The 15052-nt window shown below is 38.9% G+C and carries 12 protein-coding genes; 8 read left to right on the top strand and 4 right to left on the bottom strand.

Annotated features, from left to right (window positions below; all coding sequences use genetic code 11):
• Window positions 1-144: 144 nt before the first annotated feature.
• A complete protein-coding gene (locus MED134_RS12825) occupies window positions 145-1389 on the bottom strand; it encodes a hypothetical protein (RefSeq protein ID WP_052084239.1) in 1245 nt (414 codons plus the stop codon).
• Between the two features lie 115 nt (window positions 1390-1504).
• On the bottom strand, window positions 1505-2857 hold the full coding sequence (gene rimO / locus MED134_RS12820; protein ID WP_035336055.1) for a 30S ribosomal protein S12 methylthiotransferase RimO: 1353 nt from the start codon (window positions 2855-2857) through the stop codon (window positions 1505-1507).
• 105 nt (window positions 2858-2962) lie between these two features.
• Here rimO and MED134_RS12815 point away from each other — a divergent pair, with 105 nt between their 5' ends.
• The gene (locus MED134_RS12815; RefSeq protein WP_237747117.1) at window positions 2963-4141 is read left to right on the top strand and encodes a serine hydrolase domain-containing protein; all 1179 of its coding nucleotides are present in this window, start codon (window positions 2963-2965) and stop codon (window positions 4139-4141) included.
• Window positions 4142-4149: 8 nt separating this feature from the next.
• Here MED134_RS12815 and MED134_RS12810 read toward each other — a convergent pair whose 3' ends face one another.
• Window positions 4150-4482: a hypothetical protein gene (locus MED134_RS12810; protein ID WP_038599824.1), complete on the bottom strand. Its 333-nt coding sequence runs from the start codon at window positions 4480-4482 to the stop codon at window positions 4150-4152.
• 14 nt (window positions 4483-4496) lie between these two features.
• Window positions 4497-5450 carry a signal recognition particle-docking protein FtsY gene (gene ftsY, locus MED134_RS12805; RefSeq protein WP_035327777.1) on the bottom strand — a complete coding sequence of 318 codons (954 nt, stop codon included), beginning with the start codon at window positions 5448-5450 and terminating at the stop codon, window positions 4497-4499.
• 294 nt (window positions 5451-5744) lie between these two features.
• On the opposite strand from ftsY, the gene MED134_RS12800 reads away from it, so the two are divergent.
• From MED134_RS12800 to MED134_RS12770, 7 genes are all read left to right on the top strand, one after another.
• Window positions 5745-7097 (top strand): UDP-N-acetylmuramate--L-alanine ligase, encoded by a 1353-nt coding sequence (locus MED134_RS12800; protein WP_038599821.1) that lies wholly within the window; start codon window positions 5745-5747, stop codon window positions 7095-7097.
• Between the two features lie 56 nt (window positions 7098-7153).
• Complete coding sequence (locus MED134_RS12795; RefSeq protein WP_038599818.1) at window positions 7154-8290, top strand: DinB family protein; 1137 nt, start codon at window positions 7154-7156, stop codon at window positions 8288-8290.
• Between the two features lie 195 nt (window positions 8291-8485).
• Window positions 8486-10429, top strand: a complete 1944-nt coding sequence (gyrB, locus tag MED134_RS12790) for a DNA topoisomerase (ATP-hydrolyzing) subunit B (protein WP_038599816.1) — start codon at window positions 8486-8488, stop codon at window positions 10427-10429.
• Window positions 10430-10562: 133 nt separating this feature from the next.
• Complete coding sequence (locus tag MED134_RS12785) at window positions 10563-11567, top strand: DUF6588 family protein (protein WP_038599813.1); 1005 nt, start codon at window positions 10563-10565, stop codon at window positions 11565-11567.
• Between the two features lie 680 nt (window positions 11568-12247).
• A complete protein-coding gene (gene mdh / locus MED134_RS12780; protein WP_038599810.1) occupies window positions 12248-13174 on the top strand; it encodes a malate dehydrogenase in 927 nt (308 codons plus the stop codon).
• Window positions 13175-13294: 120 nt separating this feature from the next.
• Window positions 13295-14203, top strand: a complete 909-nt coding sequence (locus MED134_RS12775) for a SecDF P1 head subdomain-containing protein (protein ID WP_038599807.1) — start codon at window positions 13295-13297, stop codon at window positions 14201-14203.
• 165 nt (window positions 14204-14368) lie between these two features.
• The gene (locus MED134_RS12770) at window positions 14369-14965 is read left to right on the top strand and encodes a hypothetical protein (protein ID WP_038599805.1); all 597 of its coding nucleotides are present in this window, start codon (window positions 14369-14371) and stop codon (window positions 14963-14965) included.
• The last annotated feature ends 87 nt before the right edge of the window (window positions 14966-15052 follow it).

Genomic DNA, 15052 nt, shown 5'->3' with positions numbered 1-15052 from the left:
AGGTTACGTTATTTTGATGGATAGAATTGAGGGGTAGAATTATTACATAAAATTCTAGTTAACTCACTCCTGCGGACATCTCCCTGACTCCCTCTTGGAAGAGGGACACTGTTCTGGGTAGGGCGCGTTATTGGGAAAACTAGGCTATTTCATCTCAAAGTGTACCATCTTGACCTCGCTGTTGTCACCATTAAGATCTGTCCAGGCGACAAAAATCGAATCGCCTACAACTTCTAGTTGTGGGAAACCGCTTTGTCGTTCGGCAGAGGTATTGGTTACTGTTACTGGCGCATCGTGTGTGCCATCTACATACACTCGGGCTACTTGGAGCACTACGTTTTCCCCCATTGGTTCTAACCACGAGATGAGAGCGCTTCCATCACTCATAAAATCTGTATCTACTCTACCTATTGCGTTTCCGTTATCTATACGGATTGCACCTCCAAAAGAGGCTCCATTATCATTTGAAAAAGCTGTGAGCACTCTAGGAGCATCACCCTCTGCAGTAAACCAACTCACCACCACATTTTCTTCTTTGGTTGCTATTGCAGGTCCGTTTACGGGGCAACCGTTAAGTTCCCAATTATCATTACCTATAACCATAGGTTTTGACCACGCTCCATCTACCCATCGCACGATTGCCATATCTCGTATCTCTGGTGTGGTGTCTGAACGATCTCTGTAAACGGCAACCGGTCCATTATTTGTAATAGCCGTTGCTGTATTACAGCAGTCACAAACGCGACTATCTATCTCTGTATCTTGAGTTATGTTTCCCGCTAAATCTATGTAGGCGTTGCGTAGCGTCATTTGGTTTTTACTCTTGTCTTCGTTTTTTGTATTTCTACCATCTAGCCAAGTAGCATAAAAACCTCCATCATATGCTTGTATAGACACAAAACCGTGCTCTGCATCTACACCATCTGTATTGAGTAGGAAATCATCTTTTATAACCGCATCACCTTTTGATAATTGAAGCTTTATATTATAATCATAAGTACCCTCTGCAGATTTTTCTAAGATATTAGTAAGCACATAATCACCATTTACTCCTAGGGCTGGAAAATCTGCCCAGTTTACAAACCAATTATCTCCAGATGTAATGGTACTAGGTTGGCTCCACTTGGCACTATCGTAACTAGCATATTTTAAAATGGCTTGTTTACCTTCTTGCTCCACCCAAGTCATATGTAATTTACCGCCACTCGACTTGAGTCTAGGCAAATGAGATTTTCCTGTAGAGGGTAGTTGTATCGCGGTGAGTGATGCATTGGTAGTAGACGCGGCTATTGCTGGCTGCTCTGTTATTGGTGCTACCTCAGTTTGATTAGACTCTTTACAAGAAGTAATAAGAATTAAAGCAAAAAACACTAGACAAATAATACGCATAAAAAAAGCTTTTTTAGTGCTACAAATGTAAGCCTTGCAAACAAACTCTTACACACAAAAAAGCCTTTCAAAACATTTGTTCCAAAAGGCTTCTTGTAAATTAATTTACTACTTCTTATTTTTTGGTAGCACGTTTTGCGTGCAATGCTTGTGGTCGCTCTAAGGCTACAAGTGGTTCTGCATACAGATCAAAATCTTCTGCCTCTGTTACTTTTACCATTGCGTAGTCTCCAGTTTTTAAATAAAACTTAGTCGCATCTACTAGCACCTCATTATCTACATCTGGTGAGTCAAATTCTGTACGACCTATAAAGAAGTTCCCTTCTTTACGATCTACAACAATTTTAAACTCCTTCCCTATTTTCTGCTGATTGAGCTCCCAAGAAATTTGTGATTGGATCTCCATAATCTGGTTTGCACGATCCATTTTTACATCCTCTGGCACATCATCTTCTAGATTATATGCGTGTGTATTTTCCTCGTGTGAGTATGTAAAACATCCTAAACGCTCAAAACGTTGATCTTTTACCCATTGCTTCAGCGTTTGGAAATCTTCTTCGGTTTCTCCAGGATACCCTACAATAAGCGTAGTTCTTATGGTCATCTCTGGTACGCTTTCGCGAAAGCGTTCTAACAACGCATTTGTCTTTGCCATTGTTGTACCACGTCGCATAGATTTTAAGATAGGATCTGCAATGTGTTGCAACGGAATATCAAGGTAATTACACACCTTAGGCTCACGCTTCATCACATCAAGTACATCTACCGGGAAACCAGAAGGAAATGCATAGTGTAGACGAATCCATTCTATACCTTCTACTTTAACAAGGTTTTCAAGAAGCTCTGCTAGGTTGCGTTTTTTATATAAATCAAGACCGTAATACGTAAGATCTTGTGCGATAAGTATTAATTCTGTCACGCCGTTTGCAGCAAGCTTTTTTGCTTCTACTACGAGGTGCTCAATAGATTTTGACTTGTGCTTACCTCTCATTAAAGGAATTGCGCAGAAAGAACAAGGGCGGTCACAACCTTCGGCTATTTTTAGGTAGGCATAGTTTTTTGGTGTAGTTGTGATACGCTCACCTATAAGCTCGTGTTTATAGTCTGCTCCAAGTGCTTTAAGTAATCCTGGTAGCTCTGTTGTTCCAAAATACTGATCTACATCTGGAATCTCCTTTTGAAGGTCTGGCTTATAACGCTCAGAAAGACATCCTGTAACAAATACCTTGTCTACATCACCTTCTTCCTTTTGCTTTACGTACTCAAGAATGGTGTTTACAGACTCCTCTTTTGCATTATCTATAAAACCACAGGTGTTAATCACAACGATGTTACCATCTTCTTCGTGAGCAACATCCATCTCATTTGCTTTAAGCTGGCCCATTAAGACCTCACTATCATAAACGTTTTTTGAGCAACCTAGAGTTACTACGTTTATCTTATTCTTCTTCAATGATTTTGTACGCATAGCCTTCCTTTTAAGGGAGTGCAAAGATAAGCCAAATAACATAGTAAATAGCACCTTGATATTTTACACCTTTTGATAGCTTTAAAAACTGCCAATTCCCTAATTATGAGAGCTACATTAATCCTTTTTAATATTTTAGAGTCCTATCATAAAGCCTCAATGATGCGTTACCTATATTTCTTATTACTTATAAGTCTATCGTGTTCAACTACAGATAATGAAATCATTACTGATGATACGATTATTATAACTGACGATACCATCGCAGAAGAGCCAGATGATACTGGCGAGACTAGTAATCTGTACTTCCCTCCTATTACAGGTGACACTTGGGAAGTGACAAGCCCGTCTACTCTTAACTGGAATCTTACAGCCTTACAAGATCTTACTGATTATGTAGCAGAAAATAACAGCAAAGCTTTTATCATCCTTAAAGATGGAAAAATAGTAGTAGAGAATTATTATCAAGATACAGACGCAACCACAAGCCATCGCTGGAATAGCGCTGCAAAAACGCTCACGGCTTACACCGTAGGTATTGCTCAACAAGAAGGCTACTTATCTATAAATGATGCTTCCAGCAATTATCTGGGCACGGGATGGACTACTATGACTCCAGAACAGGAAGCGGCGGTAACAATACGTAACCAACTCACGATGACCAGCGGAGGAGACTATACAGTAGACGATACCAACTGCTCTGACCCTGAGTGTCTGCAGTACCTTAATGATGCTGGTGCTGAGTGGTACTATCATAACGCTTTTTACACCTTATTACAAGACGTAGTAACAGCAGCTGTACCCGGTGATTTTAATACCTACTATGACAATAAGCTTAAGTCACAAACTGGTATGACGGGTGCCTGGGTGCCTTTTGGCTATTTTAGATTATACTTTAGTACAGCTCGAAGTATGGCGCGTTTTGGGCTACTCACGCTCAATGAAGGAAATTGGGACGGAAACCAATTAATAAATCCCGCATACTTTACAGAAATGACAACGCCTTCTCAAGATATTAATGAGGCTTACGGATATCTCTGGTGGCTTAATGGGCAAGACAGCTATAGACTACCCGGCACCACGACAACATTTACAGGAAAATTAATCCCTACTGCTCCAGATGATCTTATCGCTGGTTTAGGTAAAGATGATCAAAAAGTATATGTTTTACCTAGTGAAGGACTAGTGGTAATACGCCTAGGCGATGCAACCGAAGAGTCATTATTAGGTCCTTCTGGTTTTGATACAGATTTATGGGAAAAAATAATGGCTGTTATCAACTAATAGCTTAATTATTGAAAAGGATTAACCCACATCAAGAAACCGTAGATAAAAAACTTAGTGGACTCAAACACAATCACCGCAATTACGGGTACCCACCAGTATTGTGAAGTAATCGCTCCTTTAAGGATTCTCCATATGTAAAATATGATGAGACTGTAAAAGGCAATAAATATATAGTGAGGAAAAGCGGTGTACTGCGCTAAATATTTAGGCACAAGATCACTCCTAACAGCAGTGTATGCTGTATAGACGCTATACAGGTTAAGTAATAAGAAACCAATAGCAACCACTCGTAAGGTGCGCAACGTAAGTTCTGGAAGCCACCTAAAATCGAGTTTCATAAAAAAGTGATGGCTTACTTAAAGAAACTATCTACAAACTCTACTTTATTAAAGACTTGTAAATCTTCGATACCTTCTCCTACTCCAATGTATTTTACAGGGATTTGAAACTGATCAGAAATTCCTATCACCACACCACCTTTTGCGGTACCGTCTAGTTTTGTTACGGCTAGCGAAGTCACCTCTGTAGCTGCTGTAAATTGTTTTGCTTGTTCAAAGGCGTTTTGACCCGTAGAACCATCAAGTACAAGAAGTACATCGTGAGGAGCATCTCCCACTACCTTTTGCATCACACGCTTCACCTTAGTAAGCTCGTTCATAAGGTTTACCTTATTGTGCAATCTCCCGGCAGTGTCTATAATAATCACATCTGCATCTTGTTTTACGCCACTCTCTAGTGCGTCAAAGGCTACTGAGGCTGGGTCACTTCCCATTTGCTGTTTTACAATAGGTACATCTACTCGATCTGCCCATACCTGCAGTTGATCTATCGCCGCTGCTCTAAACGTATCTGCCGCACCAAGCACCACCTTTTTACCTTGCTTTTTAAACTGGTAAGCAAGCTTTCCTATAGTGGTTGTTTTTCCCACACCGTTTACACCTACCACCATAATCACGTGTGGTTTGTTTTGCGATGGGATTTCAAATTCGGTTGCGTTACCTGTGTTTGTCTCACTTAGTAGACCGGCAATTTCTTCACGTAGTATTCTGTTAAGCTCATCTGTGCCTACATACTTATCTTTGGCCACACGCTCTTCTATACGCGTGATTACCTTAAGCGTGGTTTTTACACCCACATCACTGGTAACAAGCACCTCTTCAAGATTATCAAGTACATCATCATCTACCTTAGACTTTCCGGCAACTGCCTTACTCATCTTATCAAAGAAGCTCGTTTTTGTCTTCTCTAGCCCTTTATCAAGGGTTTCTTTTTTTTCTTTTGAAAATATTTTCTTGAAGAAACTCATTTGGTTGTGCGTTTTCTGTGTTCCGTAAGCAGAACGTTGGTATCGGTTAGACAAAAATAGTGCCTTTTACTGAGAATGTCGTTATGTCAGTACAGACAACTCGCAGAGAGTCAATATTTCTGCATAAACAAACGCCTTTTTGTAGTCGTAACAGTGTTTTGGCAGCGAGGTTTAAGAGGAGAAAGTGTTTTTGTTACGCTTTCGCGAAAGCGTACTCATACCCAAAATAGAACTTATAATACTCGCACATTTGGAATCGAAATCTTATTTTTACGATAAAGACTTTTACAACATATGAACATTCATTTTATAGCCATAGGTGGAGCCGCAATGCATAATCTAGCACTTGCTTTACATCACAAAGGAGAGACCGTAACAGGTAGTGACGACACGATTTTTGACCCTTCAAAATCTCGACTTGAAAAATATGGACTATTACCTGAAGCATTTGGCTGGTTTCCAGAAAAAATAACAAGCGACCTCGATGCCGTTATTTTAGGAATGCACGCAAAAGAAGACAACCCAGAGCTGCTCAAAGCACAAGAACTAGGTCTCAACATTTACTCATATCCAGAATATCTATATGAGCGTGCAAAAGACAAAACTAGGGTCGTTATAGGAGGATCTCACGGTAAGACTACTATTACCTCTATGATACTGCACGTGATGCATTACTGGGATAAAGAGGTAGACTATATGGTGGGTGCACAGCTAGAAGGCTTTGACACAATGGTGAGAATGACAGATGACGCAGATTTTATGGTGCTAGAGGGTGATGAGTATCTGAGTAGCCCTATAGATCGCAGACCAAAATTTCACTTATACAAGCCTAATATTGCTCTACTAAGCGGTATTGCTTGGGATCATATTAATGTCTTTCCTACGTTTGACAATTATGTGGAGCAGTTTCAGATTTTTGTAGACTCAATGACAAACGGTGGTGCAATGGTGTACAATACCGAAGATGAAAATGTGGTGAAAGTAGTAGAGAACGCCACTGCTCACATTAAAAAATATCCTTACCAGACACCTGAGTACACGGTAGAAGATGGTGAAACACTACTAGAAACTCCAGATGGTGCGATGCCTATAGAAGTTTTTGGGAAACATAATCTCAATAACCTAGCCGGTGCCAAGTGGATCTGCCAGCATATGGGTGTTGTAGAAGAAGATTTTTATGAAGCAATCTCAACCTTTACAGGGGCCAGCAAGCGACTAGAACTTATCGCTCAAAGTAATGACACGGTCATTTACAAAGACTTTGCGCATAGTCCTTCTAAAGTAGCTGCAACTACAAGCGCCGTAAAAGAACAATATGGTGACCGTACCGTTGTAGCCTGCCTAGAGCTTCATACGTACAGCAGTCTTAATCCTGAGTTTTTAAGCGAATATCAAGGAGCACTAGATGCTGCAGATGTGGCGGTGGTTTTTTACTCACCAAAGGCTGTCGAAATCAAAAAACTAGAACCTATCACAGCGCAGCAAATCGCAGCAGCGTTTAAACGTGATGACCTCACCATATTTACAGACCCAGCAGATTTTAAAGCCTTTCTATTTGAACAAGAGCTTAAAAATAAAGCCATACTGCTTATGAGTAGCGGCAATTATGGCGGGTTAGATTTTGAGGAGGTTAAGGGGTTGGTGTAACAAAACCCCTATCTTGCTACTAATAAAGCCAGTAAGAACTCAAACAAGTCAATCCAATGAAATTTATCCCAACTCTTATCGTATTACTCTGCTGCTCATTTATTACAAAAGCACAGCAATCTCAAGTATCAAACAGCTGGACAGCCTTTTCTCAATCTATAGATATGAGTATGGACCAGGAGCGCAAATTTATTCTTAAAGCAGCTGTAAAGGCAGAAATTGCAGACTCCACAGCTTGGGCAGGACTATGGGCCCGAGTAGATATGAAGAATAATGAGAACGGCTTTTTTGATAATATGGGTGATAGACCTATCAGAGATCCAGAGTGGAAAGAATATACCATAGAAGGGACCATAGGTAAAAATGCAGAACGATTACTTATAGGTGGTTTGATGCTATCTGATGGAACATTCTACTTTGACAACTTCTCTTTACAAATAGAAGACAGTAACGGCATAATGACAGATTTTCCACTAGGAAATGCAGACTTTGAAAAAACCGCAAAAGGAGAGAAAATAGACTCTTGGTTAGAAGGTATAGGCGGCACAAACAGCAGTTCTGTGCTAGAGTATACACTAGAATCATCTAGCGATGCTTTTACCGGAGCACACTCCCTGATGATAACAGGAGAAGGTACAGAAGCTATGGACTTTGGCCCAGCCGAAATTAAGTCTGAAGATGGTTATGCTCCACAGCTAGGTGTTTTAATATCAATGCTAGATGATTTAAAAGAGCGAGTTGAGTATAGAGTAAAAGGAATGTCTCAGCACGAGATAGATCATCTACACGATGAGAATGCAAATCGCATAGGTGCACTCGTAATGCACCTAGCAGCAGCAGAGGCATTTTACCAAGTAAGAACATTTGAAAATAGAGGCTTTAATGAAGAGGAAGCCAAAAAGTGGGGACTAGCCTTAGACTTAGGTAAAAAGGCTCAAGAGGAGTTTAAAGGGAAGCCCGTAAGCTATTATCTAGAGGAGTTTACAAAAGTTAGAGAGCGCACTAAAGCCCTTTTTAAGTCTGCAAGTGACGAGTGGCTTCTTGAAGAAGTACCTAGTTATGGGATGAATAATTACTACGCCTGGTTTCACGTAATGGAACATCAGTCAAGTCACTTAGGTCAGGTTTTATTTCTTGCAAAACGCATTCCGCCAGAGGCAGAGATCAATGCGCCAACTGAGATGAAAAATTAAAGCTTTATAGATATTTAAAGATCATAATTCCGCTTTCGCGAAAGCGTAAAAATGCACCTCACAAATTGCGCTAAAAAGAGGCTTGTATTTTTCCACAAAATGTTAATAACTTCAAGGGTTTTCGAGGGTTTTTAAGACCTTTCTGGAGACCCTTTCTTTATATTTGTTTTTAGACAATATTTTAAGAATTATAATATGAGCGACGACGCTAATAAAAAGCAATATTCGGCAGATAGTATTCAGGCCCTTGAGGGAATGGAGCACGTACGTATGCGTCCTTCGATGTATATTGGAGATGTAGGAGTTAGAGGTTTGCATCACTTGGTATATGAGGTGGTAGACAACTCTATAGATGAGGCTATGGGAGGTTACTGTGACGCTATAGATGTTACTATTAACGAGGATAACTCAATCACGGTACGAGATAATGGTCGTGGTATCCCTGTAGGGATTCATAAAAAGGAAGGCGTATCTGCATTACAAGTAGTAATGACTAAGATAGGTGCCGGTGGTAAGTTTGACAAAGACTCTTATAAGGTTTCTGGTGGTCTTCACGGGGTAGGTGTATCTTGTGTGAATGCACTTTCTAACCATCTTAAAGCTACGGTTTATAAAGAAGGTAAAGTATGGGAACAAGAGTATGAACGTGGTAAAGCATTATACCCAGTAAAAGCTATAGGTGATACAGATTTTACAGGTACCGAAGTTACGTTTACTCCAGATGACTCTATCTTCCAGCAAACTACAGAGTACAATTATGACACGCTTGCTTCAAGATTAAGAGAGCTGGCTTACCTTAATAAAGGTATCACTGTAACACTTACAGACAAGCGAAATAAGAAAGAAGATGGTGAGTTTGAAAATGAAACTTTTCACTCTAATGAAGGTCTTTCAGAATTTGTACGCTTCTTAGATGGTAACCGTAATCCTATAATAGGGAACGTTATCTCTATGGAAGGAGAGAAAAATGGTGTCCCTGTAGAAGTTGCTATGATTTATAATGATAGCTATGCAGAGAATTTACACTCATATGTAAACAACATTAACACACACGAAGGAGGAACACACCTTGCAGGTTTTCGTCGTGGTCTTACGGGATCACTTAAGAAATTTGCAGATGCCTCTGGAATGCTAGATAAACTTAAGTTTGACATCGCGGGAGATGATTTCCGTGAGGGTCTTACAGCTATTATTTCTGTAAAGGTAAGTGAGCCACAATTTGAAGGGCAAACTAAAACCAAACTAGGTAACCGTGAGGTTACATCTGCAGTATCTCAAGCAGTGGCAGAGATGATTGAGATCTATATGGAAGAAAACCCGAATGATGCTAAGACCATTGTTCAAAAGGTAATTCTTGCAGCTCAAGCTCGTCACGCAGCAAAGAAAGCGCGTGAGATGGTGCAACGTAAGACGGTAATGAGTATAGGTGGTTTACCTGGAAAATTATCTGACTGTTCTGAAACAGACCCTGCAGTTTGTGAAGTATTTCTTGTTGAGGGAGACTCGGCAGGTGGAACGGCTAAGCAAGGTCGTGACCGTGAGTTTCAAGCCATTTTACCACTACGTGGTAAGATCTTGAACGTTGAGAAAGCAATGCAGCATAAAGTTTTTGAAAACGAAGAGATCAAAAATATTTTTACAGCCTTAGGAGTAACTATAGGTACAGAAGAAGATAGTAAAGCACTTAACCTTTCAAAACTTAGATATCACAAAGTAGTTATTATGTGTGATGCCGATGTAGATGGTAGTCACATTTCTACTCTTATTCTTACTTTCTTCTTCCGCTATATGAGGGAGTTGGTAGAAAAAGGTTTTGTATACATCGCAACACCACCATTATACTTGGTTAAAAAAGGTCAGAAAAAGCAATATGCTTGGGATGATAAAGAACGAGATGCAATAGCAGAACGTCTGGGTACTCAAGGTGTATCTATACAACGATACAAAGGTCTTGGAGAGATGAATGCAGAGCAGCTTTGGGATACAACTATGAATCCTGAGTTTAGAACACTACGCCAGGTTGCCATAGATAATGGTACAGAGGCAGATAGAATATTCTCTATGCTTATGGGTGACGAGGTACCACCTCGCCGTGAGTTTATCGAGAAGAATGCTATCTATGCAAACATAGACGCTTAAACACTCTTAATTATATGCGTAAAAGGCTCTAAACTTATGTTTAGAGCCTTTTTTTATTTTAAATAGCATTACCAATTCTCTAATAGTTTGATAAATAGTATTTTCCCATACTCCTACTGAAACCTATAAGATTATGACACTAAAACTACGCCTTTGTATTTTCAATTTAATTATTTGCACTTCGCTTCAAGCCCAATCTGTTTTTGAAGATGCAGAAAACACGGTACAAGACCTAGTTTTTATTTCTGAAGGTTTTATTACACCCGGTGCAGAGGCAAGCTCATTTCAATCTTCTGCAGCTTGGGTAGATAATGCCCGCTCATTGGGATTATTCGAAACCAAAACTTCTTTGCACTTTAACACGCTATTTACACCCAATAGTAAGCGTAGTTTTGAAGTCTCAAATTCAGATTTCAATAATTTTATCATTCGTGATGGTTCGAGCAGCGCTATCATACCGAGTGCATTAGGTGGTGAGACTTCTACCTTTTTTGATTTTACCATAGGCGATGAACCTAATGAATTACAAGCTTTTGAAGGCGTACAACAAAGTGTGCTTTTTCACCCCTTTCTACAGGCCTCTGTAGGCTTGTGGAAAAAGACAGAGGTTACCTTACGTTATTCCCCTAGAATACCCATTGAAGATGCGGCATATAATATTTATGGTATAGGCGTTAAACATAACCTCAATCAATACAGCTCTAAAGGCGAAAATCCAGAATCACTTCAGTATGCTATCGCTGCTTCATACGCTCGGTTTGACTTAACGATCAAATTAGATGCCTTTACTATTGATAATCCAGATGACACAGAGACAACTCCGCTTCTAGAAGTAGACGGTATGGAAATAGCTTCAAATTCGATACTTTTTCAACTTATAACTTCTAAGAGACATAAGCAATTTGAGTTTATGGGTAATCTGGGAATAACAGTGAGCAATTATGATTTTTCGCTCAATGGTCAAGAAAGTCAGTTTTTATCTATTTTAAATCAGCTAGTAGAAAAAATTGATACTCAAAAAACCGCTATAAGATGTGAAATTGGCGTGAGCTATCATTTCTCAAAGTGGAGCTTATCGCACATCTTAACGGTAGGAAGATTTACAAATTCTAACCTAGCAGTTATGTACAGGTTGTAACTATCTTAAAGCTCTCATCTTATTCAAATAATATCGATAAAAAGTAAATTATAATCGACAAAGTGTAGTTTTAAACAATCTGATTAATGTTTTATCACCTCACAATTTAAAGCTTCAAATAATATTTAAATTGCAGTAGTATATGATGAGTGTTTGACACTTTTCGCTATTTTCTTATAATTAGATGTAGGGGTTTAATTTTAAAGAATCTAGTCATACGTAAATCCTCGCTATCTGATAGTGAGGATTTTTTTTAATTAAGTCTTCTCAACAAGTGCATACTTCCGTACAAGATTTTAGTTTTAATCGATGAAATACTTAATTTATCGATGAATTACACAAATATACATATTTGATCTCTAACATTACTTAACAAAAAAATCAATTTTTTGAGTCGTAGTACATTTACACCAGCGTAATCATACGTTGATTATTAAACTATTCTAAGTTGGGTATTTGAAATGGTTTAAAAAACAAGCAACATAATATTTTGATTCATTTGGATTGTGAATTCAGGCTTGTTATATCCCTGTCACTACTTGTAGCGACAGGGATTTTTTTTTGACGTCTATTAATACAGTTTTATCATCTTAGACTACATTAAAAGAAGGAGATATCGTATTTTCGTAGCAGCTTTAAAAAGCTGTATAAATCAACATAAATATTAAAAATTATATCCAATGAAAGTTACCGTAGTAGGTGCTGGAGCCGTAGGTGCCAGCTGTGCAGAATATATCGCAATAAAAGATTTTGCTAGTGAAGTAGTATTAGTAGACATTAAAGAAGGTTTTGCCGAAGGTAAAGCAATGGATTTAATGCAAACAGCTTCATTAAACGGTTTTGATACAAAAATCACAGGTACTACTGGTGATTACTCAAAAACTGCAGGTAGTGATATCGCGGTAATTACTTCTGGTATACCTCGTAAGCCAGGTATGACTCGTGAAGAACTTATAGGTATTAACGCAGGTATCGTAAAAAGCGTTGCTGCTAGCCTTGTAAAGGAGTCTCCTAACGTGATCCTTATCGTAGTATCTAATCCTATGGATACAATGACTTACCTAGCTCATAAAGTAACTGGACTTCCTAAAAACCGTATCATCGGTATGGGTGGTGCTCTTGATAGTGCACGTTTTAAGTACCGTCTTGCCGAAGCTCTAGAAGCTCCTATCTCAGATGTAGATGGTATGGTAATAGGTGGACACTCAGACAAAGGAATGGTACCACTTACACGTCTTGCAACTCGCAACAGTGTACCAGTATCAGAATTTATTTCTGACGATCGTCTTACTCAAGTAAAAGAAGATACTAAAGTAGGTGGAGCAACACTTACTAAACTTCTCGGAACTTCTGCTTGGTACGCACCAGGAGCAGCAGTATCAGGTCTTGTACAGGCTATTGCTTGTGACCAAAAGAAAATATTCCCTTGTTCTACACTACTAGATGGTGAGTACGGTCTTTCTGATCTTTGTATCGGTATACCAGTAGTACTAGGTAAAAACGGAATCGAAAAAATAGTAGAGATCAACCTTGACGATGCAGAAAAAGCACACCTTGCAGAAAGTGCAGAGGGCGTTAAGAAAACTAACGGATTATTAGAGCTATAATACAGCCTACATAACTCGATACAAAAAGCCTGTTACTTAAATGTAGCAGGCTTTTTTTTTACGCTTTCGCGAAAGCGTAATTCGCTCATTATTATATATCTTCGGCTTACAAATCAGTATATGAAAATACAATTATCACTTTTATACGTACTTCTAAGCTTAGCATCCTGTATAAGTTTCAAACCCAAAAATAGCTTTAAAATTGAAGTCTCCTCACCAGCACAAGCACTCACAGTGCACCATCTAGAAGCTATAAAAAATAGGCTTGCCCCATCTAGTAAGGCTATTAAGATTGAAGCCGTAGGTAATAATCAAGCGTATATTAGTTTAAAAACCAAAAAAACAGAAGAACATATAAGAACCCTTCTAAAAACTCCGGGCGCTGTTGCCTTCTACGAGACCGCATCTATAAAACAGATAATGCCCTCCATAATTGATTTATATAATGAAGAACTAGACCCTGAAAGAGACTACAGTATCAAACATTTTAGAGAAGTGTTTATGGCAGGATTACCTAACAATACAACATATATAGGATTAAGTAACGTTAAGGATACAGCACTTGTAAACCGCACACTACACTCAGAAAAGGTAAAGGTAGCACTACAAAAAGAAAATCTCAATGTCACATTTGCCTGGGGTATACCAGAAACTAATGGTGTGATAACACTTTATGCACTCATACTTGACTCATCGGGAAAACCGGCGATGCACGGTAAATTTATTTCACGCTCCACACAATCTTTTTCTCAAGTAGGAGAGCCCACAATAAACATTACAATGACAGATACAGCTGCTACAGCGTGGGAAACCCTCACCACAAGAGCGGCTAGAGATAGATTTGCAATAGCAATTGTGATAGATAATCAAGTGTATGCAGCACCTATGGCAAACCAACCTATAACTGGTGGACAAACCGAAATAAGCGGTAACTTCACCGTAGAGAGCGCGCACAACCTTACACAAGTGATTTCTACAGGTGTGATACCACAGCTGGAAATCACATCATTTATTACAAATGATGACTAAAGATTTTTAAACTCCTATATACGCTTTCGCGAAAGCGTAAAACCTAAAACTACTAGCAGATAGGAGTCTACAAGCCGTTTTAATTAACTAATAAGTAGTCTTTAAAACATTGGGTACTTAACCTGAGAATATTATATTTGTCTCTTGATGAATAAACATCAATTTGTGAGAAACAAGTGGTACTTATATACATTTATTATTACCCTAGCTATTTTAGGAATAAGCTTGGAGCAAAATGCTGTACCTAACCAGGAGATTCTCATAAAATTTACTACTTCTCAAAACAGTGTACATAACACTCAAGATGCAATTGCACTTGTAAAGAGCAAACTAGAAAATGTAGACGTAAGCAACATCAAAGTTGAAAAGCTTATAGATGGAACACTAAAACTGAGTTACTACAGTGATCTAGAGGTATCTGAGATTCAAGAAATTTTTAGCGAAACAAGTAACAGTCAAGCATACACGACTACTCCTGACCACTACCCTACTGGTGAGAGTCCTGCAGAGTACTACGAGCTGGACATCTATAAAATTAAGAATACTAGCGATTTTGATGGACCAGCTGGTCATATTGTTGAGCCTAAGTCTGAGACTACACGTGCTACAAGCTTTGACACCTATGCTGCTTTTAATAACCAGCAAGCAAGAGAAGAAAATAGTAATACACACACAACCTATACACTTTATAGGTACAATGCTATCGCATTAAAAAATATCCAGTACCGCATACCACAAGTACGTGCTGGACCTATTTCTTAACAACTTCACCTAGATATATACAGTCTAGCCAGTGGCTAGTTGTAATATCCACAACGCTGCTTCAACACCCAGAAGTGACACTTATTA

Source organism: Dokdonia sp. MED134 (genome assembly GCF_000152925.2).
Classification (GTDB): Bacteria; Bacteroidota; Bacteroidia; order Flavobacteriales; family Flavobacteriaceae; genus Dokdonia.
Note: the sequence above shows the minus strand (reverse complement) of the source record. Positions and strands in the feature narration are given on the sequence as shown.

Coding starts and splice junctions, on each gene's coding strand:
- ftsY (WP_035327777.1), bottom strand. CDS start 5,450: ATGAGTTTCTTCAAGAAAATATTTTCAAAAGAAAAAAAAGAAACCCTT.
- MED134_RS12810 (WP_038599824.1), bottom strand. CDS start 4,482: ATGAAACTCGATTTTAGGTGGCTTCCAGAACTTACGTTGCGCACCTTA.
- rimO (WP_035336055.1), bottom strand. CDS start 2,857: ATGCGTACAAAATCATTGAAGAAGAATAAGATAAACGTAGTAACTCTA.
- MED134_RS12815 (WP_237747117.1), top strand. CDS start 2,963: ATGAGAGCTACATTAATCCTTTTTAATATTTTAGAGTCCTATCATAAA.
- MED134_RS12800 (WP_038599821.1), top strand. CDS start 5,745: ATGAACATTCATTTTATAGCCATAGGTGGAGCCGCAATGCATAATCTA.
- mdh (WP_038599810.1), top strand. CDS start 12,248: ATGAAAGTTACCGTAGTAGGTGCTGGAGCCGTAGGTGCCAGCTGTGCA.
- MED134_RS12795 (WP_038599818.1), top strand. CDS start 7,154: ATGAAATTTATCCCAACTCTTATCGTATTACTCTGCTGCTCATTTATT.
- MED134_RS12825 (WP_052084239.1), bottom strand. CDS start 1,389: ATGCGTATTATTTGTCTAGTGTTTTTTGCTTTAATTCTTATTACTTCT.
- MED134_RS12785 (WP_038599813.1), top strand. CDS start 10,563: ATGACACTAAAACTACGCCTTTGTATTTTCAATTTAATTATTTGCACT.
- MED134_RS12775 (WP_038599807.1), top strand. CDS start 13,295: ATGAAAATACAATTATCACTTTTATACGTACTTCTAAGCTTAGCATCC.
- gyrB (WP_038599816.1), top strand. CDS start 8,486: ATGAGCGACGACGCTAATAAAAAGCAATATTCGGCAGATAGTATTCAG.